Origin of the sequence: Halomonas sp. 328 (assembly GCF_015645095.1) — a bacterium.
Taxonomy (GTDB): domain Bacteria; phylum Pseudomonadota; class Gammaproteobacteria; order Pseudomonadales; family Halomonadaceae; genus Bisbaumannia.
The window spans coordinates 25980-50966 of sequence record NZ_JADOTW010000029.1 but is presented as its reverse complement, the minus strand read 5'-3'; the positions used below and the strand labels follow the sequence as shown (position 1 = coordinate 50966).

The 24987-nt window shown below is 67.3% G+C and carries 26 protein-coding genes and 1 tRNA gene; 19 read left to right on the top strand and 8 right to left on the bottom strand.

Annotation, left to right across the window (positions count from 1 at the left end; genetic code table 11):
- Positions 1–69: transfer RNA gene (locus tag IHD13_RS14650), tRNA-Leu, on the bottom strand.
- A gap of 191 nt (positions 70–260) precedes the next feature.
- Between IHD13_RS14650 and rnr the strand changes: the two genes are divergently transcribed.
- The 9 genes from rnr to IHD13_RS14605 all read left to right on the top strand — a co-directional run bounded on the left by rnr (position 261) and on the right by IHD13_RS14605 (position 8137).
- Positions 261–2636 carry a ribonuclease R gene (rnr, locus tag IHD13_RS14645; RefSeq protein WP_195861769.1) on the top strand — a complete coding sequence of 792 codons (2376 nt, stop codon included), beginning with the start codon at positions 261–263 and terminating at the stop codon, positions 2634–2636.
- Positions 2637–2737: 101 nt separating this feature from the next.
- Entirely contained in the window at positions 2738–3472 is a 735-nt protein-coding gene (gene rlmB, locus IHD13_RS14640) for a 23S rRNA (guanosine(2251)-2'-O)-methyltransferase RlmB (protein ID WP_442786574.1), read from the top strand.
- 299 nt (positions 3473–3771) lie between these two features.
- Positions 3772–4152, top strand: a complete 381-nt coding sequence (gene rpsF / locus IHD13_RS14635) for a 30S ribosomal protein S6 (protein ID WP_195861767.1) — start codon at positions 3772–3774, stop codon at positions 4150–4152.
- Between the two features lie 26 nt (positions 4153–4178).
- A complete protein-coding gene (gene rpsR / locus IHD13_RS14630) occupies positions 4179–4406 on the top strand; it encodes a 30S ribosomal protein S18 (protein ID WP_146800863.1) in 228 nt (75 codons plus the stop codon).
- 12 nt (positions 4407–4418) lie between these two features.
- A complete protein-coding gene (locus IHD13_RS14625) occupies positions 4419–5270 on the top strand; it encodes a hypothetical protein (RefSeq protein WP_195861766.1) in 852 nt (283 codons plus the stop codon).
- A 15-nt stretch (positions 5271–5285) separates the two neighbouring features.
- Entirely contained in the window at positions 5286–5732 is a 447-nt protein-coding gene (rplI, locus tag IHD13_RS14620; protein WP_195861765.1) for a 50S ribosomal protein L9, read from the top strand.
- 185 nt (positions 5733–5917) lie between these two features.
- Positions 5918–7306, top strand: coding sequence for a replicative DNA helicase (gene dnaB, locus IHD13_RS14615; RefSeq protein ID WP_195861764.1), 1389 nt, complete (start codon positions 5918–5920; stop codon positions 7304–7306).
- A 106-nt stretch (positions 7307–7412) separates the two neighbouring features.
- Complete coding sequence (locus IHD13_RS14610) at positions 7413–7706, top strand: hypothetical protein (protein WP_195861763.1); 294 nt, start codon at positions 7413–7415, stop codon at positions 7704–7706.
- Between the two features lie 128 nt (positions 7707–7834).
- Positions 7835–8137 (top strand): DUF6482 family protein, encoded by a 303-nt coding sequence (locus IHD13_RS14605; RefSeq protein ID WP_195861762.1) that lies wholly within the window; start codon positions 7835–7837, stop codon positions 8135–8137.
- A gap of 47 nt (positions 8138–8184) precedes the next feature.
- Here IHD13_RS14605 and IHD13_RS14600 read toward each other — a convergent pair whose 3' ends face one another.
- Positions 8185–9783, bottom strand: coding sequence for a cryptochrome/photolyase family protein (locus IHD13_RS14600; RefSeq protein ID WP_195861761.1), 1599 nt, complete (start codon positions 9781–9783; stop codon positions 8185–8187).
- A gap of 140 nt (positions 9784–9923) precedes the next feature.
- Between IHD13_RS14600 and hemH the strand changes: the two genes are divergently transcribed.
- The gene (gene hemH / locus IHD13_RS14595) at positions 9924–10913 is read left to right on the top strand and encodes a ferrochelatase (RefSeq protein ID WP_195861760.1); all 990 of its coding nucleotides are present in this window, start codon (positions 9924–9926) and stop codon (positions 10911–10913) included.
- A gap of 82 nt (positions 10914–10995) precedes the next feature.
- On the opposite strand, the gene IHD13_RS14590 is transcribed toward hemH, so the two are convergent.
- The 6 genes from IHD13_RS14590 to IHD13_RS14565 form a co-directional block, all read right to left on the bottom strand.
- Positions 10996–11421 carry a Na+/H+ antiporter subunit G gene (locus IHD13_RS14590; RefSeq protein WP_195861759.1) on the bottom strand — a complete coding sequence of 142 codons (426 nt, stop codon included), beginning with the start codon at positions 11419–11421 and terminating at the stop codon, positions 10996–10998.
- Between the two features lie 9 nt (positions 11422–11430).
- The gene (locus tag IHD13_RS14585; protein WP_195861758.1) at positions 11431–11700 is read right to left on the bottom strand and encodes a K+/H+ antiporter subunit F; all 270 of its coding nucleotides are present in this window, start codon (positions 11698–11700) and stop codon (positions 11431–11433) included.
- Positions 11694–12206: a Na+/H+ antiporter subunit E gene (locus IHD13_RS14580; protein WP_195861757.1), complete on the bottom strand. Its 513-nt coding sequence runs from the start codon at positions 12204–12206 to the stop codon at positions 11694–11696. The genes IHD13_RS14585 and IHD13_RS14580 overlap by 7 nt, the downstream gene beginning before the upstream one ends.
- A gap of 115 nt (positions 12207–12321) precedes the next feature.
- Positions 12322–13848 (bottom strand): monovalent cation/H+ antiporter subunit D, encoded by a 1527-nt coding sequence (locus IHD13_RS14575; RefSeq protein ID WP_195861756.1) that lies wholly within the window; start codon positions 13846–13848, stop codon positions 12322–12324.
- Positions 13845–14186 (bottom strand): Na+/H+ antiporter subunit C, encoded by a 342-nt coding sequence (locus tag IHD13_RS14570; protein WP_195861755.1) that lies wholly within the window; start codon positions 14184–14186, stop codon positions 13845–13847. The genes IHD13_RS14575 and IHD13_RS14570 overlap by 4 nt, the downstream gene beginning before the upstream one ends.
- Positions 14186–16966: a monovalent cation/H+ antiporter subunit A gene (locus IHD13_RS14565; RefSeq protein ID WP_195861754.1), complete on the bottom strand. Its 2781-nt coding sequence runs from the start codon at positions 16964–16966 to the stop codon at positions 14186–14188. Before IHD13_RS14565 ends, IHD13_RS14570 begins: the two co-directional genes overlap by 1 nt.
- Positions 16967–17242: 276 nt before the next feature.
- On the opposite strand from IHD13_RS14565, the gene IHD13_RS14560 reads away from it, so the two are divergent.
- From IHD13_RS14560 to IHD13_RS14520, 9 genes are all read left to right on the top strand, one after another.
- On the top strand, positions 17243–19582 hold the full coding sequence (locus tag IHD13_RS14560) for a putative monovalent cation/H+ antiporter subunit A (protein WP_195861753.1): 2340 nt from the start codon (positions 17243–17245) through the stop codon (positions 19580–19582).
- Positions 19575–20006: a Na+/H+ antiporter subunit B gene (locus IHD13_RS14555; RefSeq protein ID WP_195861752.1), complete on the top strand. Its 432-nt coding sequence runs from the start codon at positions 19575–19577 to the stop codon at positions 20004–20006. The genes IHD13_RS14560 and IHD13_RS14555 overlap by 8 nt, the downstream gene beginning before the upstream one ends.
- Before the next feature lie 33 nt (positions 20007–20039).
- A complete protein-coding gene (locus IHD13_RS14550) occupies positions 20040–20387 on the top strand; it encodes a Na+/H+ antiporter subunit C (RefSeq protein ID WP_195861751.1) in 348 nt (115 codons plus the stop codon).
- Positions 20384–21943, top strand: coding sequence for a Na+/H+ antiporter subunit D (locus IHD13_RS14545; RefSeq protein WP_195861750.1), 1560 nt, complete (start codon positions 20384–20386; stop codon positions 21941–21943). Before IHD13_RS14550 ends, IHD13_RS14545 begins: the two co-directional genes overlap by 4 nt.
- Positions 21940–22413: a Na+/H+ antiporter subunit E gene (locus IHD13_RS14540; RefSeq protein WP_195861749.1), complete on the top strand. Its 474-nt coding sequence runs from the start codon at positions 21940–21942 to the stop codon at positions 22411–22413. The genes IHD13_RS14545 and IHD13_RS14540 overlap by 4 nt, the downstream gene beginning before the upstream one ends.
- Positions 22414–22470: 57 nt before the next feature.
- Positions 22471–22740 (top strand): monovalent cation/H+ antiporter complex subunit F, encoded by a 270-nt coding sequence (locus IHD13_RS14535; protein ID WP_195861748.1) that lies wholly within the window; start codon positions 22471–22473, stop codon positions 22738–22740.
- Positions 22733–23137: a monovalent cation/H(+) antiporter subunit G gene (gene mnhG / locus IHD13_RS14530; RefSeq protein WP_195861747.1), complete on the top strand. Its 405-nt coding sequence runs from the start codon at positions 22733–22735 to the stop codon at positions 23135–23137. Before IHD13_RS14535 ends, mnhG begins: the two co-directional genes overlap by 8 nt.
- A gap of 219 nt (positions 23138–23356) precedes the next feature.
- Complete coding sequence (locus IHD13_RS18475) at positions 23357–23500, top strand: DUF2256 domain-containing protein (protein ID WP_195861746.1); 144 nt, start codon at positions 23357–23359, stop codon at positions 23498–23500.
- Positions 23497–24930, top strand: a complete 1434-nt coding sequence (locus IHD13_RS14520; RefSeq protein WP_195861745.1) for a DASH family cryptochrome — start codon at positions 23497–23499, stop codon at positions 24928–24930. The genes IHD13_RS18475 and IHD13_RS14520 overlap by 4 nt, the downstream gene beginning before the upstream one ends.
- The last annotated feature ends 57 nt before the right edge of the window (positions 24931–24987 follow it).

Below are 24987 nucleotides of genomic sequence, written 5' to 3'. Positions count from 1 at the left end.
GAGAGGACTTGAACCTCCACGTCCGTAAGGACACTAGCACCTGAAGCTAGCGCGTCTACCAATTCCGCCACCTGGGCAAGTGGCGAGCATAATACCGATTCCGTCGGGTTTTGCAAGCCCCGTCATCGGCATTCGGAGGCTGAAATCGCGGCAATGGTTGGGTCGAGCGATACCTAAGGCTATACTGCGGCCATGAAACCGACCCTGCCCGCCTCACGCCCGTGCCTCTCGCCCATTTCTTGTTCAAGGACGCCACACGCATGACCCACTGGACGCTCAGCGACGACCCCCACGCGGAACGTGAAGCCCACAAGTACGACAAGCCTGCCCCCAGCCGCGAGTACCTGCTCGCCCGCCTCGAGGATTACGGCAAACCCATCACCCACGAGAACATGAGCCGCATGCTGGGCCTCGACGACGAGGACCTGATCGAGGCGGTGCGTCGCCGCCTGGCGGCCATGGAGCGCGACGGCCAGGTGCTGCGCAATCGCCGCGGTGCCTATGCGCTGATCGACAAGCTCGACCTGATCAAGGGCAAGGTGTTGGGCCATCGTGACGGCTTCGGCTTCGTGCTGCGCGACGACGGCAAGAAGCCCGACCTGGTGCTGCCGCCGCGGCAGATGCGTCGGGTCTTTCATGGCGACCACGTGCTGGTGCGTGTCAGCGGCCGCGACCGCCGCGGCCGTGACGAGGCCACCATCGCCGAGGTGATCTCCCGCAATACCCAGAGCATCGTCGGCGTCTACCGGGCCAACACCCCGGAGTTCGGCGTGTTGATCCCGGAGAATGCCCGCATCACCCAGGAGGTGATCATTCCCCACAGCGCCTGCGGCGGCGCCCAGGATGGCCAGGTGGTCTCGGCGCGCATCGTCAAGCAGCCGGAGACCCGGGTGCAGCCGGTGGGCGAGGTGGTGGAAGTACTCGGCGAGCGCATGGATCCCGGGATGGAGATCGATATCGCCATCCGCAGCTACGAGATTCCCGCCGACTTCCCGCCGGACGTGCACGACCAGATCGCCAGCATGTCCGCCGAGGTGGCCGAGGAGGACAAGGCGCACCGCATCGACCTGCGCGACCTGCCGCTGGTGACCATCGATGACGAGAGCGCCAAGGACTTCGACGACGCCGTCTGCGCCTGGAAGACCAAGTCCGGCAGCTGGAAGCTGGTCGTGGCCATCGCCGACGTCTCCCACTATGTGCGCCCCGGCTCGCCCCTGGACCAGGAGGCGATCACCCGCGGCAACTCGGTCTACTTCCCGGGGCAGGTGGTGCCGATGCTGCCGGAGCTGCTCTCCAACGGGCTCTGCTCGCTGAACCCGGACGTGGATCGCCTGGCGATGGTCTGCGAGATGAATATCTCCCAGAACGGTGCCATCAGCCGCTACCGCTTCTACGAGGCGGTATTCCGCTCCAAGGCGCGCCTCACCTATAACAAGGTGGCGGCGATCCTCGACGAGGAGAGCGAGGGGGGCGATGCCCTGCGTCAGGAGTACGCTCCCCTGGTCAAGCCCCTGAAGGACCTGCACGCCCTCTACAAGCTGCTGCGTGAGGCCCGGGAGGCGCGGGGTGCCATCGACTTCGAGACCACCGAGACCGCCATCCTCTTCAATGAGGAGCGCAAGATCGAGAAGATCGTGCCGCGCTCGCGCAACGATGCCCACAAGCTGATCGAGGAGTGCATGCTGGCCGCCAACGTGGCCACCGCCCGCTTCCTCGACAAGCACGATCTGCCGGCGCTCTACCGCATCCACGAGAAGCCGTCCCCGGAGCGTCTCGACAAGCTGCGCCTGTTCCTCAACGAGCTGGGGCTCTCCGTGGGCGGCGGCGACGACCCGACGCCCCAGGACTATCGGGACCTGGCCGAGGCCATCAAGGGGCGCCCGGACGCCGATGTCATCCAGACGGTGATGCTGCGCTCCATGAGCCGGGCGGTCTACTCGCCCCAGAACGACGGTCACTTCGGCCTGGCCTATCCGGCCTATGCGCACTTCACCTCGCCGATCCGCCGCTACCCGGACCTGCTGGTGCACCGCGCCATCCGCTCGGTGATCCGCGGGCCGCGCCAGACCAATACGGTACTGCGCGCCGAAGGTGCCAAGGTGGAGCCGCCGAGCAAGTGGGCGCCCTACACCTTCGAGCAGATGCTCGAGCTCGGCGAGCACTGCTCGATGACCGAGCGCCGTGCCGATGACGCCACCCGCGATGTCGAGGACTGGCTGAAGTGCGAGTTCATGTCCGACAAGCTCGGCGAGGTCTTCGACGGCACCATCGCCTCGGTGACCCAGTTCGGCATCTTCGTGCGCCTCGACGAGGTCTACGTGGAAGGCCTGGTCCACGTCACCTCGCTGCCCTCCGACTACTACCACTACGAGGCCGAGAAGCACCGCCTCAAGGGCGAGCGCAGCGGCATGAGCTATCGTCTCGGCGATGGCGTCACCGTCCAGGTGGCCCGGGTCGATCTCGATGAGCGCAAGATCGACTTCGAGCTGGCCGATGCCAAGCCGCGTCCCCAACGGGTGCCGCGGCGCCGCAAGGAGGCCCCCGCCGCCTTCGCCCCGCGTAGCGAGGCCAAGGAGAGCGGCAAGGAAGCCACCAAGGGCAAGCGCCGCGGGCCGCGGCGGAGTCGCCGCCGGTGAGTGACAAGCGCGTCAACAGGAAGGGCGGCCGTCGTCCCGCTAACGCCGCCCGTGGTCCCCGGTCGAAGGGCGCCGTAGCGACCCCGGCGGGCCTCGACCTGGTGCACGGCGTGCATGCCGTCCAGGCCCTGCTGGAACGCGGCGAGGCACCCCGCGAGCTGTGGGTCCAGGAGGGCGATGCCGGGCGACGCCTGGCGGAGACGGTTCAGCAGGTGCGTGCCCGGGGTGCCCGGGTACTGACTCAGCCCCGGGAGCTCCTCGACCAGTTGACCCAGGGCGCCGCCCACCAGGGCATCGTGGCCTTCTGTCCGCCCCTGGCCTTCGCCAGCGAGGAGTCCCTGTGGTTGCAGCTGGGCGCCTGGCCCCATGCGGCGCCGCCGCTGTTGCTGATCCTCGATGGCGTCACCGACGTGCACAACTTCGGCGCCTGCCTGCGCAGCGCCGATGCCGCCGGGGTGCATGGCGTCATCGTCACCAAGGACAAGGCCGCGCCCCTCAATGCCACGGTGCGCAAGGTGGCCTGTGGCGCCGCCGAGAGCGTGCCGGTCTATCAGGTCACCAACCTGGCCCGCACCCTGGCCCGGCTCAAGGAGCAGGGCGTGTGGCTGTTCGGCACCGCCGGCGAGGCCGAGGCGAGTGTCTACGAGGGCGACTATCGCGGTCCCACGGCCCTGGTGATGGGCGCCGAGGGCAAGGGCATGCGCCGCCTGACCCGGGAGGCCTGCGACACCCTGGTCAAGCTGCCCATGGCGGGTAGCGTCTCCAGCCTCAATGTGTCGGTGGCCACCGGTATCTGCCTCTTCGAAGCCGTCCGCCAGCGAACGATCGCGCCGTAGGCGCGATCGTTCGCAAGCTGGAAGAGCGGCGCTTCGCGCCTGGAAGCCGGAAGCTTGAAGAAAACCCTTGCCCCCAGGGTTGGCTGGATAATGCTGCCTTCCAGCTTCCAGCTTCCAGCTTCCAGCTTCCAGCTTCCAGCTTCCAGCTTCCAGCTTCCAGCTTGCGTGCTGCGCGCGCAGTCATTAGAATATTGGCGCCCGTGCGTCCTTCGCGCGGGCGTTAGTGTTTCCACTATCACCTCCTTGCTTCTTCGGGCCCCCGTGCGCCCCAGGAAGCTGTCAAACCGAAAGGAGCCACCATGCGTCATTACGAAATCGTCTTCATGGTCCACCCGGATCAGAGCGAGCAGGTGCCCGCCATGGTCGAGCGCTACACCAGCCTCGTCACCGAGAGCGGCGGCAGCGTGCATCGCCTGGAAGATTGGGGCCGTCGTCACCTGGCCTACCCGATCAACAAGATCCACAAGGCCCACTATGTGCTGATGAACGTCGAGTGCCGCGGCGAGACCCTCGAGGAAATCGAGAACATCTTCCGCTTCAACGACGCCATCATCCGCAGCCTGGTCGTGCGCTGCAAGGAAGCCATCACCGAAGCCTCACCGATGATGAAGCCGGCAGAAGAGAAGCGTCCGCGTCGCGAAGAGAAGCCGCGCAGCGCCGAAACCGCCGAAGCTAACTGATTCCGCACGCCCAGAGGAGATTCACAATGGCACGCTTTTTCCGTCGCCGTAAGTTCTGCCGTTTCACCGCCGAAGGCGTGAAGCAGATCGACTACAAAGACATCGATACGCTCAAGGCCTACGTCACCGAAACCGGCAAGATCGTGCCGAGCCGTATCACCGGCACCAAGGCCCGTTATCAGCGCCAGCTGGCCACCGCCATCAAGCGCGCCCGCTACCTGGCCCTGCTGCCCTACTCCGACAGCCACCAGTAAGCCGGATTCGCGATGCTGCCCTTCGCCCGATGGCTGATGCGTGGAACGCCCCAGGCGGTGGCAGCGGCGGCGATCGCCGCCCTGGTGCCCTGGCTGTTCTGGCTGAGCGCCGCCATCGCCGCCCTGGTGACCCTGCGCCGCGGCATGTCGCCGGCCCTGCCGGTGATCCTCGCCGCCGCGCTGCCCGCCGGCTGGTGGTGGATGCAGGGGGACGTGATTCCCCTGGCCTGCGTGCTGCTGGCCACCCTGATGGCGGTGGTGCTGCGGGCGCGGGCGAGCTGGAGCGAGGCGCTGATCGTCGGGGCCCTGGCCGCGGCGGGGATGGTCCAGCTCGGTGTCTTCGTCCCCCCCGGGGGCGTGGGCCCGCTGCTGGAGCAGCTGCGGCAGAGCTCCGCGGAGGTGGATGCCATGCTCCGCGAGCTGGCCAACCAGGGCATTGCCACCGAGCAGGTGGCGACGCTCCTGGTGGGTGGGGTCACCGGCCTGATGGTGAGCCTGGCCGCGGTGGGCTGTCTGGCCCTGGGGCGTGCCTGGCAGGCGGGGCTCTATAACCCCGGCGGCTTCCGCGAGGAGTTCCATGGCCTGCGCCTGGCACCCCGCGAGTTCGCCATCCTGCTGGCGCTGGGCATCATGGGCCTGGCCCTGGGCCTTCCCGCCCTGGCCATGCTCACCTGGGTGCCGCTGCTGATCGCCGGCATCGCGCTGATTCACGGTATTATCGGTATCAAGGGGATGAACGGGCTCTGGTTGGTGGCCTTCTATGTACTGCTGATCGCCACCTGGCCCACGATTCTGATTGTGCTGCTGCTGGCCGTTATCGACAGCTTCGCGGATCTCCGCGGACGCCTGGCCCGCAGCGACTGACAAGAGGTTCACGAGATGGAAGTCATTCTGCTCGACAAGATTGGCAAGCTGGGTGGCCTGGGTGACCAGGTGACCGTCAAGGCCGGTTACGGCCGTAACTACCTGGTCCCGTACGGCCTGGCCGTGCCGGCCACCAAGGACAACGTGGCGGCCTTCGAGGCCCAGCGTGCCGAGCTCGAGGCCCAGGCCGCCGAGCGCAAGGCCGTGGCCGAGGCGCGTGCCGCCGAGCTGTCCGAGATCGAACTCTCCCTGGTCGCCAAGGCCGGCGACGAGGGCAAGCTGTTCGGTTCCATCGGTCCGCGTGACCTGGCCGAGGCCCTGAGCCAGGCCGGTCTCGACGTCGCCAAGAGCGAAGTGCGCATGCCGGAAGGTCCGATCCGTGCCACCGGCGAGTACGACATCGACCTGCAGCTGCATGCCGAAGTCGGCGCCACCGTGCGCATCGTGGTCGTCGCCGAGTAAGCGACCGCCACTCGCCCCGTCCCTTCGGGCGGCGGGGCAGGAAAGGCCCCGGGGGTTCGTCCCCCGGGGCCTTTCGCGTCTCTGGCGATCCCGCGGCTTGCCCGAGCCACATCGGGCGTCGCTTGAGGTAGAATGCTCGGGCTCGCCCCGAGCCGTCTCGTTCCAGCCAAGGCCCGTATCGCGTCATGAATGAATTCGCCGAGTCCGATCAGGAAACCGCCGCCCTCAAGGTGCCGCCCCACTCCCTTGAGGCGGAACAGTCGGTGCTGGGCGGCTTGATGCTCGACAACCAGGCCTGGGATACCGTCTCCGAGCGGCTCACCGCCAATGACTTCTATCGCTACGAGCATCGGCTGATCTTCAATGCCATGCAGACCCTGGCGGAGGGCGCCCACCCCCTGGACGTGGTGACCCTCTCCGAGGCCCTGGAGAATCGCGACCAGCTGGAGACGGTGGGCGGGCTCGCCTACCTGGCGGAGCTGGCCCGCAACACCCCTTCGGCCAGCAATATTCGCGCCTACTCGGAGATCGTCCGCGAGCGGGCGACCCTGCGCAAGCTGATCCAGGCCGCCAACCAGGTGGCCGAGAGCGCCTTCGCCCCCCAGGGGCGTCCCGCCGACGAGCTGGTCAACGAGGCGGAGCGGCTGGTCTTCCAGATCAGCGAGGAGCGCCCCAAGTCCGGCGGCGCCATCGGCATGAGCGAACTGCTGGCCAAGGCGGTGGATCGCATCGACGAGCTGTTCAACCTCAAGGGGCAGATGACCGGCCTCTCCACCGGCTTCCGCGACCTGGACGACATGACCTCGGGGCTGCAGCCCTCGGACCTGGTGATCATTGCCGGGCGTCCGTCGATGGGCAAGACCACCTTCGCCATGAACCTGGTGGAACATGCGGTGATCTCCGGCGACAAGCCGGTGGTGGTCTTCTCCATGGAGATGCCGGCGGACGCCCTGATGCTGCGGATGCTCTCCTCCCTGGGGCGCATCGACCAGACCCGGGTGCGCACCGGCCAGCTGGAGGACGAGGATTGGCCGCGGCTCACCTCGGCGGTCAACCTGCTCAAGGACAAGCAGCTGTTCATCGACGATACCGCGGCCCTGTCGCCCAACGAGATGCGCTCGCGGGTGCGGCGCATCGCCCGGGAGCACGGCAACATCGGCCTGATCATGATCGACTACCTGCAGCTGATGCAGATCCCCGGCTTCTCCGAGAACCGCACCGGCGAGATCTCCGAGATCTCCCGCTCCCTGAAGGGCCTCGCCAAGGAGTTCGGTTGCCCGGTGATCGCCCTGTCGCAGCTCAACCGCTCCCTGGAGCAGCGTCCCAACAAGCGCCCGGTGATGTCGGACCTGCGCGAGTCCGGGGCCATCGAGCAGGATGCCGACGTCATCGCCTTCGTCTATCGTGACGAGGTGTACAACGCCGATAATCCCGACAACAAGGGGTTGGCGGAGCTGATCATCGGCAAGCAGCGTAACGGCCCCATCGGCACCGTGCACATGGCCTTTATCGGCAAGTACACCCGCTTCGAGGACCTGGCCCCGGACAGCTACGGCCAGCATATGAACGAGTGATGGCGCCCCATTCGGGCGAGTGACCACGGGATGCTGGTGACGGCGACTTGAGGCCTGGGCTCGGCCCCGTATAATCGCGACCCTCGATCATCGACAGGAGACAACCATGGCAGGCGGATTTCGACGCGGCGGCCGCAAGCGCACCCCCAAGCTGGAGGGGCGCGGCGAACTGCAGTCCCTGGAACGGGAGGGCCCCTTCAAGGAGTGGCTGGGCATGCCCGACCTCTATCGCTACCAGCTGGTGGTGGAAGGCGAGACCTACAGCTACCAGACCGAGGATGCCGAGCTGCCGGTCAGCGTGGGCGACCGGGTGGTGTTCCGCTACAAGGAGACCAAGGCCGGCAAGTGGGTGGACCGTAACTCCTTGGGCAAGGCCATCGACCCTTCCGAATATCAGTAACCGACGGTCGGCCGGGGAACCCTCCGGGCAAGGCAAAGGTCATAGGACCACTATCTGAGTGTCATCGCATTGTCATTTGATGCATTCAGTGTGCAGGGAAGAGTTACCTGCTTTGCTTTGGAGGGATTATGGATATTCATCATCTGAAGGCCTACGTGGCCAGTCATGACAATTTCGAGATCCGCGTCATCACCCATTCCGGGAGTCGCTTCTACCAGGTGGAAGTGGAGGACCTGGAGGGCAAGCGCGACCTGCTGACCCGGGCCGGCAAGCCGATGATGTTTCGTGCCCTGGACGACATCTACCTGGAACTCAAGCGTGCCGGCATCCACCGCGCCTACCTGGTGCAGTACGTGCCCCAGGACGAGGTGATCGGTCGTGACGCCCACTACCACGACCCCCTGACCTCCCGCGTTCCCCTGGCCTTCTAAGAAGGCCCTCGTCGCCGTTTCCGTCGGCGACGCCCGCTTCCCTGCGCTCACTCCCTCTTTTCTTTCCGATAGCCCTTGGCGTGTCGTTTGGCTTCTCCACCGCCCTCCCAGCGGGGCGCTGTGTCGCAGGCCAGGCGGGCGAGGAAGGCCTCGGCCTGCTGGGTGATGGCCTCGCGCTTGGCCTCGCTCATGCGCGCCAGGCCGGCATAGATCAGGCGCATCCGGGGGTTGTCCGCCAGGGGCTCCCGGTGGCGCATCAGGAAATGCCAGTAGAGGCTGTTGAGGGGGCAGGCGTGGGTGCCGGTGAGCCGCTTGGGGTCATAGCGGCAGTGGCGGCAGTGATCCGACATGCGGTCGATGTACTTGCCGGAGGCGCAGTAGGGTTTGGAGCCCATCAGGCCCCCATCGGCGTGCAATACCATGCCCAGGGTATTGGGCAGCTCCACCCACTCGCAGGCATCCGCGTAGACCGCCAGGTACCAGTCGCAGAGCGCCTGGGGCGACACCCCGCAGAGCAGGGCGAAGTTGCCGGTCACCATCAGTCGCTGGATATGGTGGGCATAGGCGTGGTCGCGGGTCATCTCGATGGCGCGCCTGAGGCAGCGCAGCTCGGTGTCGCCGCTCCAGTAGCAGCTCGGCAGGCCGCGGCTGGCCCCCAGGTGATTGCCGCGCTTGTAGGCCGGCATGCGGGTCCAGTAGAGGCCCCGCACGTACTCCCGCCAGCCGAGGATCTGGCGAATAAAGCCCTCTACCGAGTTCAGCGGCGCGCGCCCCTCGAGGTACTCGCGCTCTGCGGCTTCGCACACCTCGCGAGGAGAGAGCAGGCCCAGGTTGAGAGCCGCGGCGAGCCGCGAGTGGAAGAGCCACGGCGCCGTGTCGCTGATGGCATCCTGGTAGCGGCCGAAATGGGGCAGGCGAGCCGCGAGAAAGTCGTCCAGCTCGGCCCGGGCCTGGGCCCGGGTCACCGGCCAGTCGAAGCCCTCGAGGCGACCGAAATGCTCGCCGAAGTGCTCCCCCACCAGCTCGAGCACCGCCTCGGTGATGGCATCCGCCCGGTGGCGGGGCGGTCTGGGGGGAGGGGGCGCATCGTCCAGGGGTTGGCGATTGTCGGCGTCATAGTTCCATTGTCCCCCCAGCGGGGCGTCGCCCGCCATCAGCAGGCCGGTGGCGCGTCGCTGGGCCCGGTAGAAGTGCTCGAGGCGCGGCTGCTTGCGGCCCCGCATCCAGGCGGCGAAGTCATCCGGGGTGGTATAGAAGCGGCTGTCCTCGAGCAGTCGCCAGGGCAGGGGCCCGGCCTGGCGCGCCCTGAAGGCCTCCCACAGTCGCCACTCGCCGGGACGCGTCACGCGAATCTCGTCGCAGCCATGGTGGTGGGCCAGGCGCTCCGCCTCGCCGACCAGCGACTGGGTATTGTCCGGGCTGTCGAGGGCGCTGTAGTGCACCCTCAGGCCACGCTCGCGCAGCTCGTCGGCGAAGTGGCGCATGGCCGCCAGCATCATGGCGATCTTCTGGGGATGGTGGGGCACATAGCGCCCCTCGTCGGCCACCTCGCAGAGGGCGATCACCGCCGCGTCGGGGAGGTCGGCCAGGCTCGGCAGGTCGTGGCTGAGCTGGTCACCCAGGATCAGGATCAGAGGCTTGGACATGGTCTCGCCTAAAGTTATACAAATATTCATGATAGTATAACTTTATTCCGCCTTATCGCGAGCCGCTGATACAATGGCTCGCGATTCAACGACGTCGGCGTGCCATGGCCCGGTGACGCCACACCAATCAGGAGCCTCTTATGTCCAACCCCCGATTCGGCGTCATGCTGGTCAACCTGGGTACCCCGGATGCCCCCACCCCCCAGGCGGTGCGCCGCTACCTGGCGGAGTTTCTCAGCGACCGCCGGGTGGTGGATGCGCCCCGCTGGCTATGGTGGCCGATCCTCCATGGGGTGATCCTGCGCATTCGTCCGCCGCGGGTGGCCAAGGCCTATGCCTCGGTGTGGACCGACGACGGCTCGCCGCTGCTGGCCATCGGGCGGCGTCAGCAGCGGGCCCTGGGCGAGCGCCTCAAAGCGGAGCTGGGCGAGGCCATCCCGGTGGAGCTGGCCATGACCTACGGCAACCCCTCCCTGGTGGAGGCGGGCCTCAGGCTGCGCCAGGCCGGCGCCGATCGGATCCTGGTGCTGCCCCTCTATCCGCAGTTCTCCCGCTCCACCACGGCGGCGGTCTTCGATGGCCTGGCCCGGGCCCTGGCCCCTTGCCCGCACCTGCCGGAGCTGCGCTTCATTCGCGACTACCATGACCACCCCGCCTATATCGGCGCCCTGGCGGCGAGTATCCGCGAGCACTGGGCGGCCCATGACGGCGAGCGCGGCAAGCTGATGTTCTCCTACCACGGCATTCCCCAGCGCTATGCCGACCAGGGCGACCCCTACCCCCGTCACTGCCAGCGCACCAGCGAACTGGTGGCCGAGGCCCTGGGGCTCGGCGAGGAGGAGTGGCAGCTCTGCTACCAGTCGCGCTTCGGTCGCGAGGAGTGGCTCAAGCCCTACACCGACGAGACCCTCAAGGCCTGGGGCGGCAGCGGCGTCGCGCACGTGGACATCATCAGCCCCGCCTTCGCCGCCGACTGCCTGGAGACCCTGGAGGAGCTGGAGGAGGAGAACCGGGAGAACTTTATCGAGGCGGGGGGCAAGACCTATCGCTATATCCCGGCCCTCAACGACCGGGACGACCATATCGGCCTGCTCGCCGAACTGGTCAAGACCCACTCCCAGGGCTGGTAGGCCGCGCTAGCGTGGTTGGATCGCTCCATGAACCAAGCGAGCTGCCATAGCCCTGGCATAGCCCAGGGCGGGTAGGCCCTCTCTATAGCCAGCGGCGGGCCCTGGCGCGCCGCTTCGGGCGCTTGGGGCGCGGCGGCCGCTCGACCCGGTGCTGGCCCACGTCCTCGTCGAGGAACTCCGGGGTGGCGCCGCGGGTGCCGGTGATAAAGCGCAGGTGCATGTGCAGGCCGGTCTTGGCGAGGATATGCCCGGTCACCGGGGCGGTAATGAAGAGGAAGAGGGTGATCAGCAGCTCCTGCACATGGAAGTCGCCCTGGGTCACCGTGAAGTAGAGCATCGAGGCGATCAGGATGCAGCCGATGCCCAGGGTGGTGCCCTTGGTGGGGCCATGCAGGCGCATGAAGAAGTCCTTGAACTGCAGCATCCCCAGGGAGCCGGTGAAGGCGAAGAGGCCGCCGGCCACCAGCAGGAAGGAGATCACCCATTCGAGGAGCACATAGAGGGTCATGGTCGCCTCCTATTCGATGATGTCGCCGCGCAGCAGGTAGCGGCAGATGGCCATGGTGCTGACGAAGCCCAGCATGGCGATCAGCATTGCCGCCTCGAAGTAGGTCTTGGTATTGAGCCACAGTCCCAGCATGACGATCAGCGCGATGGAGTTGACGTACATGGTGTCCAGGGCCAGCAGGCGATCGGGGATGTCCGGCCCCCGGGCCAGGCGAATCACGTTCATGGCCAGGGCCAGCACGATCAGCGTCAGGCTGATCCACAGCGCCTTGTCTAGCATTCGAAGATCTCCTTGAGGGGCCGCTCGTAACGCTGGCGGATCTCCTCGATCAGCGCCTGCTCGTCGTCGAGATCCAGTACATGGATCAGCAGCGAGGAGCGGTCGAGACGAATATTGGTGGAGACGGTGCCCGGGGTCAGGGTGATGGTGTTGGCCAGCAGGGTGATGGTCAGCGGCTCCTGCACCTCCAGGGGGTACTCCACGAAACCGGGATGCGGCGTGCGGCGGGGGCTGAGAATCAGCAGGCTGACATGCAGGTTGGCCTTGACGATATCCCAGAGCACATGGCCGGTGAAGCGCAGCAGCTTGAGGGGGTGCTTCACCCGCGGCAGCGGGTCCCAGAAGCGCCGGGTGATCAGCGGGATCAGCCAGGCCAGGGCCAGCCCCAGCAGCAGCTGTCCCGGCGCCAGGCTGCGCACCATCAGCAGCCAGACCACCAGCAGCAGCAACGACAGGGTCGGGGTAGGCAGCCAGCGGCTGGCCAGGCGTCCATGACCGCCGTTCATCGGGTCTCCTCCATTACAGGGCCAGGCGTCCATGACCGCCTCTTATGACCGGCTTTCATGGGGGGCTCCTCCATTGCAGGGCCAGGCGTCCATGACCGCCTCTTATGACCGGCTTTCATGGGCTCTCCTCCGTCTGCAGGGCCAGGGCCGTGGGCTCGCCGAACAGGGCGCCGAGCACCCGCTGGGGCGTGGCCAGCTGGTCGGCGGTGGCCAGGGTGAATTCCGCCATGGGGGCGGCGAAGAGGGCCAGCAGGGGGGCGCCGGCCAGCAGGCAGAGCACCCCGGCCAGCTGCAGCGGTTGTACCCGGCTGCCGCTGGTATCGCCCTTGTGGCTGGCCCAGAAGAGCACCGAGCCGGCCCGGGAGAGGGCGATCAATACCCCCAGGGTCGCCAGCAGCAGCAGGCTCCAGAACCAGGGGCGTGCCGTGGCATCCACCGCCTGCAGCAGCCACAGCTTGGCCAGGGCCCCGGAGAGCGGCGGCAGGCCGATGGCCGCCACCGCCGCCACCAGGAAGAGCCACCCGAGCAGGGTGCCCTGGCGCAGGCGTCGCGCCCGCACCAGGCGGGTGCCCGCCTTGCCGCGCTGGATGCCGATCAGCTCCGCCAGCAGGAAGAGGGCCCCGGTGATCAGGGTCGAGTGCACCAGGTAGTAGAGCAGGGCGGCATCGGCCTGGGGCGTGTCGAGGCCGGCGCTGGCCAGCAGTACCCCCGCCGAGGCCAGCACCAGGTAGGCGGCCAGTACCCGCAGGTCCCGGGCGCCCAGGGCGCCGATCACCGCTAGGGCCAGGGTCGCCAGTCCCATCCACCACAGCCAGCCCTGGATCAGTGCCGCCCCGGGGCCGGCGCCGAAGATCAGCGACTCGATCCGCAGGATGGCGTAGAGCCCCACCTTGGTCATGATGGCGAACAGCGCCGCCACCGGCGCCGGGGCCGCCGCATAGGTGCTGGGTAGCCAGAAGTAGAGGGGCAGGGCCGCCGCCTTGAGACTGAACACCACGATCAGCAGCAGGGCGCCGGCACCGGCCAGGACCTGGCGATCCTCGGGCAGCTCGACCAGGCGGCGGGCCATGTCGGCCATGTTGAGGGTGCCGGTGGCGCCGTAGAGGGTGCCGAGGGCCACCAGGAAGAGCGCCGAGCCCACCAGGTTGAGCACCACGTAGTGCAGGCCCGCGGCGACTCTTGGCTTGTCGCTGCCGTGCATCAGCAGCGCATAGGAGGCCAGCAGCAGGATCTCGAAGAAGACGAAGAGGTTGAAGAGGTCGCCGGTGAGGAAGGCGCCGTTGAGCCCCATCAGCTGGAGCTGGAAGAGGCCGTGGAAGAAGCTGCCCTGGCTATCCTCCCCGGCGCTGGCGAAGAGCACGCAGCCCAGCGCCAGCACCGCGGTAAGGGCCAGCATCAGCGCCGCCAGGCGATCCAGCATCAGCACGATGCCGAAGGGGGCCGGCCAGTCGCCGAGGGCATAGAAGCGGATCTGGCCATCGTCGCTGAGCCACAGCAGCCAGGCGCTCAGCCCCACCAGGGCCAGAGTGGCGAGAAGGCTGACGCGCCGCTGCCAGGCCAGGTTGGCCTGGCCGGTGAGCAGCAGGCCCAGGGCGCTGACCAGTGGCAGCAGGATCGGCAGGATTAACAGGTGCGGGTTCATCCTTTGCCACGCTCCTCGCCGGTCTTGCCATCCACATGGTCGCTGCCCAGCTCGCTGCGGGCGCGTACCGCCAGGATCACCAGGAAGGCGGTCATGGCGAAGCCGATGACGATGGCGGTGAGCACCAGGGCCTGGGGCAGGGGATCGGAGGGAGCGGTCGAGTCGCCGATCACCGCCGCCGCATCGGTATTGAGCCCGCCCATGGAGAACAGGAAGAGGTTCACCGCGTAGGAGAGCAGCGCCAGGCCGACGATCACCGGGAAGGTGCGCCCGCGCAGCAGCAGGAAGGTGCCGGAGGCGGTGAGCACGCCCACCACCAGGGAGAACAGGGCTTCCATCAGTGCTCCTCCACGCGGGGCCGGTGCACCGTGGTGACCCGGCCCAGGTTGATCAGAATCATCAGGGTGGCGCCCACCACCGCCAGGTAGACCCCCAGGTCGAAGAGCAGCGCCGAGGCGAGCTCGAAGTCGCCGATCAGCGGCAACGAGAAGTGGCCATGGGTAGTGGTCAGGAAGGGATAGCCGAACAGCCAGCTGCCCAGGCCGGTGAGGGTGGCCAGGGCCAGCCCCGACACCGCCACCAGGTTGTAGGCCACCGGCAGCCGCTCGCGGGTCCACTCGTAGCCCCGGGCCATGTACTGCAGGATCAGCGCCACGGCGGTGATCAGCCCGGCGATGAAACCGCCGCCGGGCTGGTTATGGCCGCGCAGGAAGATATAGACGGTGACCAGCAGCGCCAGGGGCAGCAGGATCTGCGCCACCACCGCCAGGATCATCGGGTGGCGGTGACTCGACCAGTGGATGCCCTCCACGTTGCCCGCCGGCATGAACAGCTTCAGGCGGCTGAGCAGCTTGAAGGTGGCCAGGCCCGCCAGGGTCAGCACGGTGATCTCGCCCAGGGTGTCGAAGCCGCGGAAGTCCACCAGGATCACGTTGACCACATTGGTGCCGCCGCCGCCGGGGACGCTCTCGCGCAGGAAGAAATTGGCGATCGATAGGGTCTCCCGGGTCAGCAGGGCGAAGTTGAAGCCCGCCACCAGCAGCCCCAGGGAGCCGGCCACCGCCAGGTCGCGGAACATCCGTCGGGTGGAGATCCAGCGCGGTGGCCGCTGGGGCAGGAAGAAGAGCGCCAGGATCATCAGGATCATCGACACGACTTCCACCGAGAGCTGGGTCAGGGCCAGGTCCGGGGCGGAGAAGCGCACGAAGGTCAGCGACACTGATAACCCCACCACCGACAGCATCAGCAGCGAGACCAGGCGCCAGCGGTGGCTCAGGGCGCTGCCGATGGCGCCGAAGATCATCAGCGCCGCCCCCAGCACCAGCATGCCGTCCAGGGGTTGCAGGGCGAGCTCGCCGGTGAGCCGCTCCAGGCGGCTCAGGCCGAGCCCCGCCATCGCCAGGGCGGTGATCAGCAGCAGCGCCAGGTAGCGCTGCAGGGAGCCGTTCTCCAGGCGCTGGGTGATGCCCAGACTGATCTTGGTGAGGCGGATCATCGCCTGCTCGAAGAGTCGGCGAGCATCGTAGCGACCGAAGACCTGGAAAGCCTGCTCCAGCAGGCGACGACGGCTCATCAGCAGCACGCCGACGGCCACCGCCAGGGCGCTCATCGCCAGGGGCAGGTTGAGGCCGTGCCAGAGCGCCAGGTTCAGCGCCGGCGGCGGGGTGGCCAGTACCGCCTGGCCGGCGGCCATCACCAGGGGGGCGGCCAGGGCCATGGGAAAGAGCCCCACCAGCAGGCAGAGGGCCGCGAGCATCAGGCCCGGGGCCAGCATCCCCCTGGGCGGGTCATGGGCCTCGGGGGGCTCGCCTCCGGGGCGGGCGAAGAAGAGACTGTGCACCAGGCGCAGGGAGTAGGCCACCGAGAGGCTGGCCGCGGCCACCACTCCCAGGGGAATCAGTGGGTTGAGCCCACCGAGCAGCTCGCTCTCCAGGCTGGCGGCGAACAGTAGCTCCTTGGAGAGGAAGCCGTTGAAGGGCGGCAGGCCCGCCATGGCGGCACCGGCGGTGACCGTGAGAGTGGCGGTCAGCGGCATCAGTGCCGCTAGCCCCCCCAGGCGGCGCAGGTCCCGGGTGCCGGTCTCGTGATCGACGATGCCCACCCCCATGAAGAGGGCGGCCTTGAAGGTGGCGTGGTTGAGCAGATGAAAGAGCGCCACCAGGGGCTGGCCGAGGCCCAGCAGCAGGGTGATCAGTCCCAGGTGGCTGAGGGTGGAGAAGGCCAGGATGCCCTTGAGGTCGCGCTGCAGCAGGGCGAACCAGGCACCGTAGAGCAGGGTCGCCAGGCCCACCCCGGTCAGCGCCAGGGCCCAGGCCGGGGTCTCGCCCAGGGCCGGCTGCAGGCGCATCAGTAGGAAGAGCCCCGCCTTGACCATGGTGGCCGAGTGCAGGTAAGCGGAGACCGGGGTGGGCGCCGCCATGGCATGGGGCAGCCAGAAGTGGAAGGGCAGCTGCGCCGACTTGGTAAAGGCCCCCAGCAGCACCAGGGACAGTATCCAGGGGTAGTGGGGCGAGGCGCGCAGCAGGTCGCCGGCGGCCAGCACCTCACCCAGGGCGAAGCTGCCCACCGTCTGGCCGATTAGCAGCACCCCCGCCAGCAGTGCCAGGCCCCCGGCGCCGGTGATGGTCAGGGCCATGCGCGCGCCGCGGCGGGCATCACTGTCCTGTGACCAGAAGCCGATCAGCAGGAAGGAGGCGAGGCTGGTCAGCTCCCAGAAGAGCCACAGCAGCAGCAGGTTGTCCGCCATCACGATGCCCAGCATGGCGGTCATGAAGAGCAGCAGGTAACCGGTGAAGCGGCCGTGATTCTCCTTCGGCGAGAGATAGTAACCGGCATACCACTGGATCATCACCCCGATGCCCAGGATCAGCAGGGCGAAGAGCAGGCCCAGGCCGTCCAGGCGCAGGGCCAGGTCCAGGCCGAGCTGAGGCATCCAGGCCCAGCCCTGTGACAGGGTGTCGCCCCCCAGGATGGCGGGGCCCTGAGCGAGCAGCAGACCCAGGGCCAGCAGGGGGGGGAGCAGGGGTAACCACTGGGGGCCAGGCGTGTCGCGATAGGGGCGGGTCAGGGCAGGCAGCGCCCCCAGCAGGGGCAGAAAGAGGATCCAGGGCAGCGACATGCGATCGGTTCCGGGCCATGCAGCGAGGGGTGCCGGAGGCCGCCATCGCTGGCGTTATTTTATCCTTATTGGGCATCGAGCCGGGGTGCCTTCGGGCACCGAAAACCACCGTCAAGCCACCGGAATGACTTGCCAATGATTGCCCCGATTCTATAGGCTTTGGCGCGTTAACTGTAGGCGTGGCATGTAAATTTACGAACCCCCTTTAGTCTAGAGTGAAGGGAGTGCCCGCTTCGGCGGTGCGGATGGCGACCGCGACAAGGAGACCCCTACGACATGCAACTTGCCGTGCTTTCCGGTTTCGTTCTGGCTGCCTTCGCCCCGCTGTTTCAGCGCTGGTGTGGCGAGCGTGCCAGCCAGGCCCTGGCCCTCTACCCGGCCGCCCTGGCGCTCTGGTTCCTGACCCAGCTGCCCGCGGTGGCGGCGGGTGAAGTGCTGGTCTTCACCCTGGAGTGGGTACCCTCCCTGGGGATCAGCCTGACCTTCCTGGTGGATGGCCTGAGCCTGCTCTTCGGCCTGCTGATCACGGTGATCGGCACCTTCGTGCTGATCTATGCCGGGGGTTACCTGAAGGGGCATCCCGACCTGGCCCGTTTCCACCTGGTACTGCTGGCCTTCATGGTCTCCATGCTGGGGCTGGTGCTGGCGGACGGCCTGCTGACCCTGTTCATCTTCTGGGAACTGACCAGCATCACCTCCTACCTGTTGATCGGTTTTAACCACTCCGACCTGGAAGCGCGCAAGTCGGCCCGTCAGGGGCTCTTCGTCACCGTGGCGGGTGGCCTGGCGCTGATGGCGGGGCTGGTGATGCTGGGTATCGCCGGCGGCAGCTGGTCGATCTCCGAGCTCAATGCCATGGATGATCTGCTGCGCGAGCACGAGCTCTATACGCCGCTGCTGATCTGCCTGTTGCTGGGGGCCTTTACCAAGTCGGCCCAGTTCCCCTTCCACTTCTGGCTGCCCAACGCCATGGCGGCGCCCACCCCGGTCTCCTCCTATCTGCACTCGGCCACCATGGTCAAGGCGGGCATCTACCTGCTGGCGCGGTTGCAGCCGGGCCTGGGCGGGACCGAGCTGTGGGTGGTGACCCTCTCCCTGGTGGGGGCCCTGACCATGTTCACCGGCGCCTTCCTGGCCATTCGCCACACCAATATCAAGAAGCTGCTGGCCTACTCCACCATCATGGCCCTGGGCACCCTGACCATGCTGTTAGGCATCGGCACCGAGGGTGCCCTGATCGCCTTCGTCACCTTCCTGCTGGCGCACTCCCTCTACAAGGGGGCGCTGTTCATGGTCGCCGGTATCCTCGATCACGAGACCGGCACCAAGGACGTCTCGGCCATGGGGGGGCTACGCTTCGCCATGCCGGTGACCGCCGTGGCGGCCTGCGTGGCGGCGCTCTCCCTGGCCGGGGTGCCGCCGCTGTTCGGCTTCATCGGCAAGGAGCTGATGTTCGAGTCGGTGCTGGAGGCGGGGGCCTGGCGCTGGCTGATCGTGCTGCTGGCCTTCTCCGCCGCGGTGCTGACCATCGCCGTGGCCGCCATCGTGGCGCTCAAGCCCTTCTTCGGCGAGCGCCGTGAGACGCCCCGGGCCCCCCATGAGGCGCCCAGTGACATGCTCGCCGGGCCGGTCGTGCTGGCCGGCCTGTCGCTGCTGCTGGGGGTGCTGCCCTTCCTGGCCGCCGACGGGGTGCTGGTCGCCGCCGCCGGCGCCGTGGCCGGGGAGCCACTGACCTTCTACCTGTCGCTGTGGCACGGCATCAACCTGCCGCTGATCATGTCCCTGGTGGGCCTGGTGCTGGGCTATCTGGTCTTCCAGCGCTGGGCGCGGATTCGCGGCCGCCTGGCGCGCCTCGAGCCGGTGCTCAGCCGCGGTCCCGAGGCCGGCTACGAGTGGCTGATGGACGCCATCGTGCGGGTTTCCGAGTGGCAGACCCGAGTGCTGCAGAACGGCTATATGCGTAACTACATCCTGGTGATGGTGGTGACCCTGGCCGTGCTGGTGGGCTATTCGCTGCTGATTCGCCACTCGCCCCAGCTAGCCATTCACCTGGACGTGCAGTTCCATGAGCTGATCGTGGTGGCGTTGATGGTGATGGGGGCCCTGGTGGCCTGCGTCTCCCGCTCGCGGCTCGCCGCCGTCGCCTCGGTGGGCATCATGGGCTTCTGTATCGCCTTGATCTTCATCCTCTTCAGCGCCCCGGACCTGGGCATCACCCAGTTGCTGGTGGAGACCCTGACGGTGATCCTGCTGATCCTGGTGCTGTTCCGGTTGCCGCGCTTCGCCAAGCTCTCCACCCCCCTGGAGCGGGTGCGCGACGTGGCGGTGGCCGGCAGCATGGGCCTGTTGATCATGCTGCTGGTGCTCACCGTGGTGGACAGCAACCAGTTCGTGCCGATCTCCGATTACATGATCGCCAACAGCGTCCCGCTGGCCCATGGGCGCAATATCGTCAACGTGATCCTGGTGGACTACCGGGCCCTGGATACCCTGGGCGAGATCTTCGTGCTGGCCCTGGCCGCCATCGGCGTCTACGCCATGCTCAAGCTGGTGGCGCCCAAGCCCACCGCCAAATCCACCAAGGGCAGCGCTGCCAAGGAGGCCAAGGATGGTTAAGTCCGGCACCATCATCCTCAACACGGCGGCCCGGCTGCTGATGCCGCTGCAGCTGCTGTTCTCGGTGTTCCTGCTGCTGCGCGGTCACGACGAACCCGGTGGCGGCTTCATCGCCGGCCTGGTGGCCTCCGGGGCCTTCGCCCTCTATCTGTTCGCCTACGGGGTCACCGCCACCAAGAGCGTGCTGCGCATGGTGGATCCCCGCGACCTGATCGGCTTCGGCCTGCTGCTGGGGATGATCTCGATCTTCCCTGCCTGGTTCCAGGATCAGCCCTTCCTCACCGCCCAGTGGTGGACCATCCCGGGAGTCGACTTCAAGTTCTCGACCCCGCTGATCTTCGATGTCGGCGTCTACCTGGCGGTGCTCGGCACCATGCTCACCGCCATCATGACCCTGATGGAGGTGGATAAGGATGAGCCCTGAGTCGCGCAACCCCTCAAGCTGCAAGGAGCTGCCATGGAACCCTTGATGGCGCTGGCCATTGGCCTGCTCTATGCCACCGCGATCTTCATGATGTTGCGGCGCTCCATCGTCAAGCTGGTGATCGGCCTGATGCTGCTCTCCAACGCCGCCAACCTCCTGATCTTCACCTCGGCGGGGATGACCCGTGGGGCGCCGCCGCTGATCCCGGAGGGCGCCCAGGGGCCGATCGGCGCCGTGGCCGATCCCTTGCCCCAGGCGGTGGTGCTGACCGCCATCGTGATCGCCTTCGGGGTGCTGGCGTTCGCCGTGGTGCTGATTCGCCGGGCCTACGAGATCGTCAAGGCCGATGACCTGGACAAGATGAAGGATACCGACACGTGAGGCCCGAAGTCGCTCTGCCCGTAATCATCCCGCTGCTGGCCGGCGCCATTTCGCTGCTGTTCTGGCGCTCGCGGCCCATGCAGCGCTTCACCGCCGTGGCCGGCACCGCGGCGCTGCTGCTGGTCAGCCTGTGGCTGATGATCTCCGTCTACCAGGAGGGCTATGTGGTGATGCACATGGGGGGCTGGCAGGCCCCCTACGGCATCACCCTGGTGGCCGATATGCTCAGCGCCATCATGGTGCTGCTGACCGGTATCATCGGCCTGGGACTGGCGATCTACTCGCTCTCCTCCACCGGCCCCCACCACGAGAAGTTCGGCTACTACCCGCTGATGCACCTGCTGCTGGCGGGGGTGCTGGGGGCCTTCCTCACCGGCGACATCTTCAACCTCTATGTGTGGTTCGAGGTGATGCTGGTGGCTTCCTTCGCGCTGCTGATCCTCGGCGGCGAGAAGGCGCAGATGGAGGGGGCCATCAAGTACGTGACCCTCAACCTGCTGGCCTCGGTGATCTTCCTCACCGCCATCGGCCTGCTCTACGGCATGGTCGGTACCCTCAACATGGCGGATATCGCCCAGCGCCTGGCGGTGGCCGAGAACCAGGGCATGGTCGAAGTGCTGGCGGTGATGTTCATGGTCGCCTTCGGCATCAAGGCGGCGGCCTTCCCGCTGTTCTTCTGGCTGCCGGCGTCCTACCACACGCCGCCGGTGGCGGTCTCGGCGCTGTTCGCCGGCCTGCTCACCAAGGTGGGCGTCTATTCGCTGTTCCGGGTCTTCACCCTGATGTTCGACCAGACCATGGACTATGTGCAGGACCTGCTGCTGTGGGGGGCCGCCTTCACCATGGTCACCGGGGTGCTGGGCGCCGCCGCCCAGTACGAGTTCCGGCGCATCCTGTCGTTCCATATCGTCAGCCAGATCGGCTACATGATCCTGGGCCTGGCTCTCTTCACCCCGCTGGCCATCGCCGGGGGCATCTTCGCGGTGATGCACAACATCATCGTCAAGACCAACCTCTTCCTGATCAGCGGCATCACCCGACGCCTGCAGGGCACCTATGAGCTGAAGAAGATGGGTGGCCTCTACAAGGAGCGCCCCTGGCTGGCGGTGGCCTTCTTCCTCTCCGCCTTCTCCCTGGCGGGGATTCCGCCCTTGTCGGGCTTCTTCGCCAAGTTCGTGATCGTGCGCGCCGGTATCGAGGCCGAGGCCTATGTGGTCACCGGCATCGCCCTGGCGGTGGGCCTGATGACCCTCTATTCGATGGTCAAGATCTGGAACGAGGTGTTCTGGAAGTCGCTGCCGGAGAACAACCTGGTGCCGGAGTCCCCCGCGCCCCGGGGCGATGACGGTCGCCTGGTCAAGAACACCCTGGGGCTGATGTACCTGCCGGTGGCGGTGCTGGCCAGTTTCGCCCTGCTGATCGGCGTCTTCGCCGAGCCGCTGACCACCATGATGCTGACCGCCGGTGAGCAGCTGCTCCATCCCGAGGGCTATATCGAGGCGGTGCTGGGCAATGGCGAGGCCCTGCTGCAATCGGCGCTGGAGGTGAGCCCATGACCGGTGCAATCTGGAACCTGCTGCTGGCCCTGGCCTGGGTGGTGCTGGGGGGCGACTTCAGTGGCGTCAACCTGGTGGTGGGCCTGGTGTTCGGCTACATCACCCTGGTGCTGCTCGAACCCCAGGTGGAGGCCCTCAAGGGCTACCCGGCTCGGGTGCCACGGATCATTCGCTTCATCGGCTTCTTTATCAAGGAGCTGGTGCAGGCCAACCTGAGGGTCGCCTTCGATATCCTGACCCCGCCCTGGCACATGCAGCCGGGGGTGATCGCCATGCCGCTCAAGGCCAGGACGGAGCTGGAGATCACCATGGTCGCCAACCTGATCTCCCTGACCCCGGGCACCCTGAGCCTCGATGTCTCCGACGATCGCAAGGTGCTCTATATCCATGCGATGTTCCTGGATAACGAGGAGGAGCTGCGGCGCAACCTGGAAGAGATGGAGCGCCGTGCCCTGGAGCTGTTTCGTTAGGCCGGGGTGGGGCCATTGCCTACCCCGCCCGGCTACGCCCAAGCGTAAGGAGTGACCTTGGAAACCATGATTCTCATCAGCCAGGTATTGATGGGCCTGGCCCTGATCCTGGCCTTCGTGCGCCTGGTACGTGGCCCCAGCCTGCCCGACCGGGTGGTGGCCCTGGAGCTCTTCTCCACCACCATCGTCGGCCTGGTCGGGGTCTATGCCATCAAGTCCGATGTGCCCAGCTTCCTGGATGCCGCCATCGTCATCGCCCTGATGGCCTTCCTGGCGGCCATCGGTTTCGCCCGCTTCCTGGAACGTGGAGGACCCCGCGATGATTGATGCCATCAAGGGAAGCCTGATCATCGCCGGCGGCCTCTTCATGCTGCTGGCCTCGCTGGGCATCCTGCGCCTGCCCGACCTCTTGACCCGCATGCACGCCACCACCAAGGCCGCGGCCCTGGGGGTGATCCTGGTGATGCTGGCGGTGGCCCTGCACTTCGGTGAGGTGGGAGTGGTGGCGCGCTCCTTCGCGATCATCATCTTTATCCTGATGACCGCGCCGGTGGCCGCCCATGTGATCGGTCGGGCCGGGTACTTCGTCGGCTCCAAGCTGTGGAGCGGTACCGTCAAGGACGAGCTGCGCCCCAACTATGACCCCCTGACCCACGAACTAAAGAGCGGCCTCGAAACCGAGGCCAATGCGCGTCGCCAGCCCAAGGAGAACGACCCGGATTAGGACCCCCTGACCCACGAACTAAAGAGCGGCCTCGAGACCGAAGCCAATGCGCGTCGCCAGCCCAAGGAGAACGACCCGGACTAGCCTGGCCGGAAAAGTCGACGATGCCCCATCGGGCCACCTCAGGGTGGCCCGATGGCGTTTCAGGGAGGCGATAAGGACTAAATAGTGTACATTGATATACACTCTGTACATTGTTTGTCTAATAAGGAGCTTCCCATGAGGCGCAAGGCCGACCTGCCCAGCAAGCCCTGTCTTCACTGTGGGCGCCCCTTCTCGTGGCGGCGCAAGTGGGCACGCTGCTGGGGGGAAGTGCGCTTCTGCAGCGAGCGCTGCAAGCGTGATGGGAGGCAGCGGTCATGAGTACCACCCTGGTCTGGTTTACCGAGGACCTGCGCCTGGGCGACAACCCCCTGCTGCGCTTCGCAACGCCACCGGAAGCCCTGCTCTGCGTCTACCTGCTCTGCCCCGAGCAGCTGGCGCCCCTGAACGAGCACCATGGGTGGTCGCGCATGGGAGCCGCCCGGCGACGCTTCCTGTGGCAGAGCCTGATCGCCCTGCGCGGCGAGCTGCTCAAACGGGGCAGCGACCTGCTGGTTCGGGTCGCCGAGCCGGTGGCGGCCCTCACCGAGCTGGTGGCGACCCATGGGGTGAGCGAGGTGCGGGTTCGCCGGCCGGCGAGTCAGGAGCGGGGCGATCAGCTCGAGCGCCTCGCCGAGGCCCTGCCCGAAGGGGTCCGGCTGTGGCCCGGGGAGAGCGGTACCCTGGTCGAGGCGGCCGACCTGCCCTTCTCCCTGGAGGCCTTGCCCGGCAGCTTCTCGGCCTTTCGTCGCCGCGTCGAGGCCGGGTGCGAAATCGCTTCTCCCTCCCTGGCGCCCATCACCCTGCCGCCCTGGCCCCGGGAGGCCTCCCGGGGCCTGCCGCCCCTGGTCGAGGTGTGTGGCCGGGCCCACCAGTGGCGCCCGGATCCTCGAGGCGGCTTTCTCTTTCGCGGTGGCGAGGCGGCCGGGCAGGAGCGCCTCGCGGCGTTCTGCCGCGCCGGCGGGCCCATCGGTCGCTACAAGCAGACCCGCAACGGCCTCCTGGGGGCCGACTTCTCCACCCGCCTGTCGCCCTGGCTGGCCCTGGGCTGCCTCTCGGCCCGTCAGGTGCATCGGGCGGTGCGTGACTGGGAGGCGGCCGAGGGGGGCAATGAGTCCAGCTATTGGGTGATCTTCGAGCTCTGGTGGCGGGACTACTTCCACTGGGCGGCGCGCCAGGAGGGCAGGGCGCTGTTCGGGGCGCGCCGCTTGTCGCCGCCGTCCCCGGCCTTCGACGCCTGGCGCCACGGCGAGACCGGGCTGCCCTTCGTGGATGCGGCCATGCGCGAGCTGGCCACCACCGGCTGGCTCTCCAACCGGGCTCGGCAGAACGTGGCCAGCTTCCTGGTCAAGGACCTGGGCGTCGACTGGCGCCTGGGGGCAGCCTGGTTCGAGCATGCCCTGGTCGACTACGAGGTGGCCAGCAACTGGGGTAACTGGCGCTACGTGGCCGGGGTCGGTCGCGACCCGCGAGGCGATCGCTACTTCAACCTGCTGCGCCAGGCCCGCCACTACGACCCCCGGGGGGATTACGTGGCCCACTGGTTGCCGGCACTGGCGGCCCTGCCCGCCGGCCTGGCGCGCCACCAGCCCTGGCGGGCGGCCCCCGGCGAGTTTGCCCCGCCGCGGGTGATCCCCGGGGCCTGGCAAGACGAACTGTTGCCCCTGGCCCTTCCCGCCTCCCGGGGAGGGGGGCGAGGCGCCCCGGGTTGATGGTCACTGGCCCATCGTCCGGGGCTGGTCGTCGGCTCGGATCTGCGCGATCATCGG

Coding starts and splice junctions, on each gene's coding strand:
- IHD13_RS14580 (WP_195861757.1), bottom strand. CDS start 12,206: ATGAACGGCGGTCATGGACGCCTGGCCAGCCGCTGGCTGCCTACCCCG.
- rpsR (WP_146800863.1), top strand. CDS start 4,179: ATGGCACGCTTTTTCCGTCGCCGTAAGTTCTGCCGTTTCACCGCCGAA.
- IHD13_RS14600 (WP_195861761.1), bottom strand. CDS start 9,783: ATGTCCAAGCCTCTGATCCTGATCCTGGGTGACCAGCTCAGCCACGAC.
- IHD13_RS14625 (WP_195861766.1), top strand. CDS start 4,419: ATGCTGCCCTTCGCCCGATGGCTGATGCGTGGAACGCCCCAGGCGGTG.
- IHD13_RS14575 (WP_195861756.1), bottom strand. CDS start 13,848: ATGAACCCGCACCTGTTAATCCTGCCGATCCTGCTGCCACTGGTCAGC.
- IHD13_RS14555 (WP_195861752.1), top strand. CDS start 19,575: ATGGTTAAGTCCGGCACCATCATCCTCAACACGGCGGCCCGGCTGCTG.
- IHD13_RS14585 (WP_195861758.1), bottom strand. CDS start 11,700: ATGCTAGACAAGGCGCTGTGGATCAGCCTGACGCTGATCGTGCTGGCC.
- IHD13_RS14550 (WP_195861751.1), top strand. CDS start 20,040: ATGGAACCCTTGATGGCGCTGGCCATTGGCCTGCTCTATGCCACCGCG.
- dnaB (WP_195861764.1), top strand. CDS start 5,918: ATGAATGAATTCGCCGAGTCCGATCAGGAAACCGCCGCCCTCAAGGTG.
- IHD13_RS14560 (WP_195861753.1), top strand. CDS start 17,243: ATGCAACTTGCCGTGCTTTCCGGTTTCGTTCTGGCTGCCTTCGCCCCG.
- IHD13_RS14520 (WP_195861745.1), top strand. CDS start 23,497: ATGAGTACCACCCTGGTCTGGTTTACCGAGGACCTGCGCCTGGGCGAC.
- IHD13_RS14590 (WP_195861759.1), bottom strand. CDS start 11,421: ATGACCCTCTATGTGCTCCTCGAATGGGTGATCTCCTTCCTGCTGGTG.
- IHD13_RS14570 (WP_195861755.1), bottom strand. CDS start 14,186: ATGGAAGCCCTGTTCTCCCTGGTGGTGGGCGTGCTCACCGCCTCCGGC.
- rnr (WP_195861769.1), top strand. CDS start 261: ATGACCCACTGGACGCTCAGCGACGACCCCCACGCGGAACGTGAAGCC.
- IHD13_RS14605 (WP_195861762.1), top strand. CDS start 7,835: ATGGATATTCATCATCTGAAGGCCTACGTGGCCAGTCATGACAATTTC.
- rpsF (WP_195861767.1), top strand. CDS start 3,772: ATGCGTCATTACGAAATCGTCTTCATGGTCCACCCGGATCAGAGCGAG.
- IHD13_RS14540 (WP_195861749.1), top strand. CDS start 21,940: ATGACCGGTGCAATCTGGAACCTGCTGCTGGCCCTGGCCTGGGTGGTG.
- mnhG (WP_195861747.1), top strand. CDS start 22,733: ATGATTGATGCCATCAAGGGAAGCCTGATCATCGCCGGCGGCCTCTTC.
- rplI (WP_195861765.1), top strand. CDS start 5,286: ATGGAAGTCATTCTGCTCGACAAGATTGGCAAGCTGGGTGGCCTGGGT.
- IHD13_RS14610 (WP_195861763.1), top strand. CDS start 7,413: ATGGCAGGCGGATTTCGACGCGGCGGCCGCAAGCGCACCCCCAAGCTG.
- IHD13_RS14565 (WP_195861754.1), bottom strand. CDS start 16,966: ATGTCGCTGCCCTGGATCCTCTTTCTGCCCCTGCTGGGGGCGCTGCCT.
- hemH (WP_195861760.1), top strand. CDS start 9,924: ATGTCCAACCCCCGATTCGGCGTCATGCTGGTCAACCTGGGTACCCCG.
- IHD13_RS18475 (WP_195861746.1), top strand. CDS start 23,357: ATGAGGCGCAAGGCCGACCTGCCCAGCAAGCCCTGTCTTCACTGTGGG.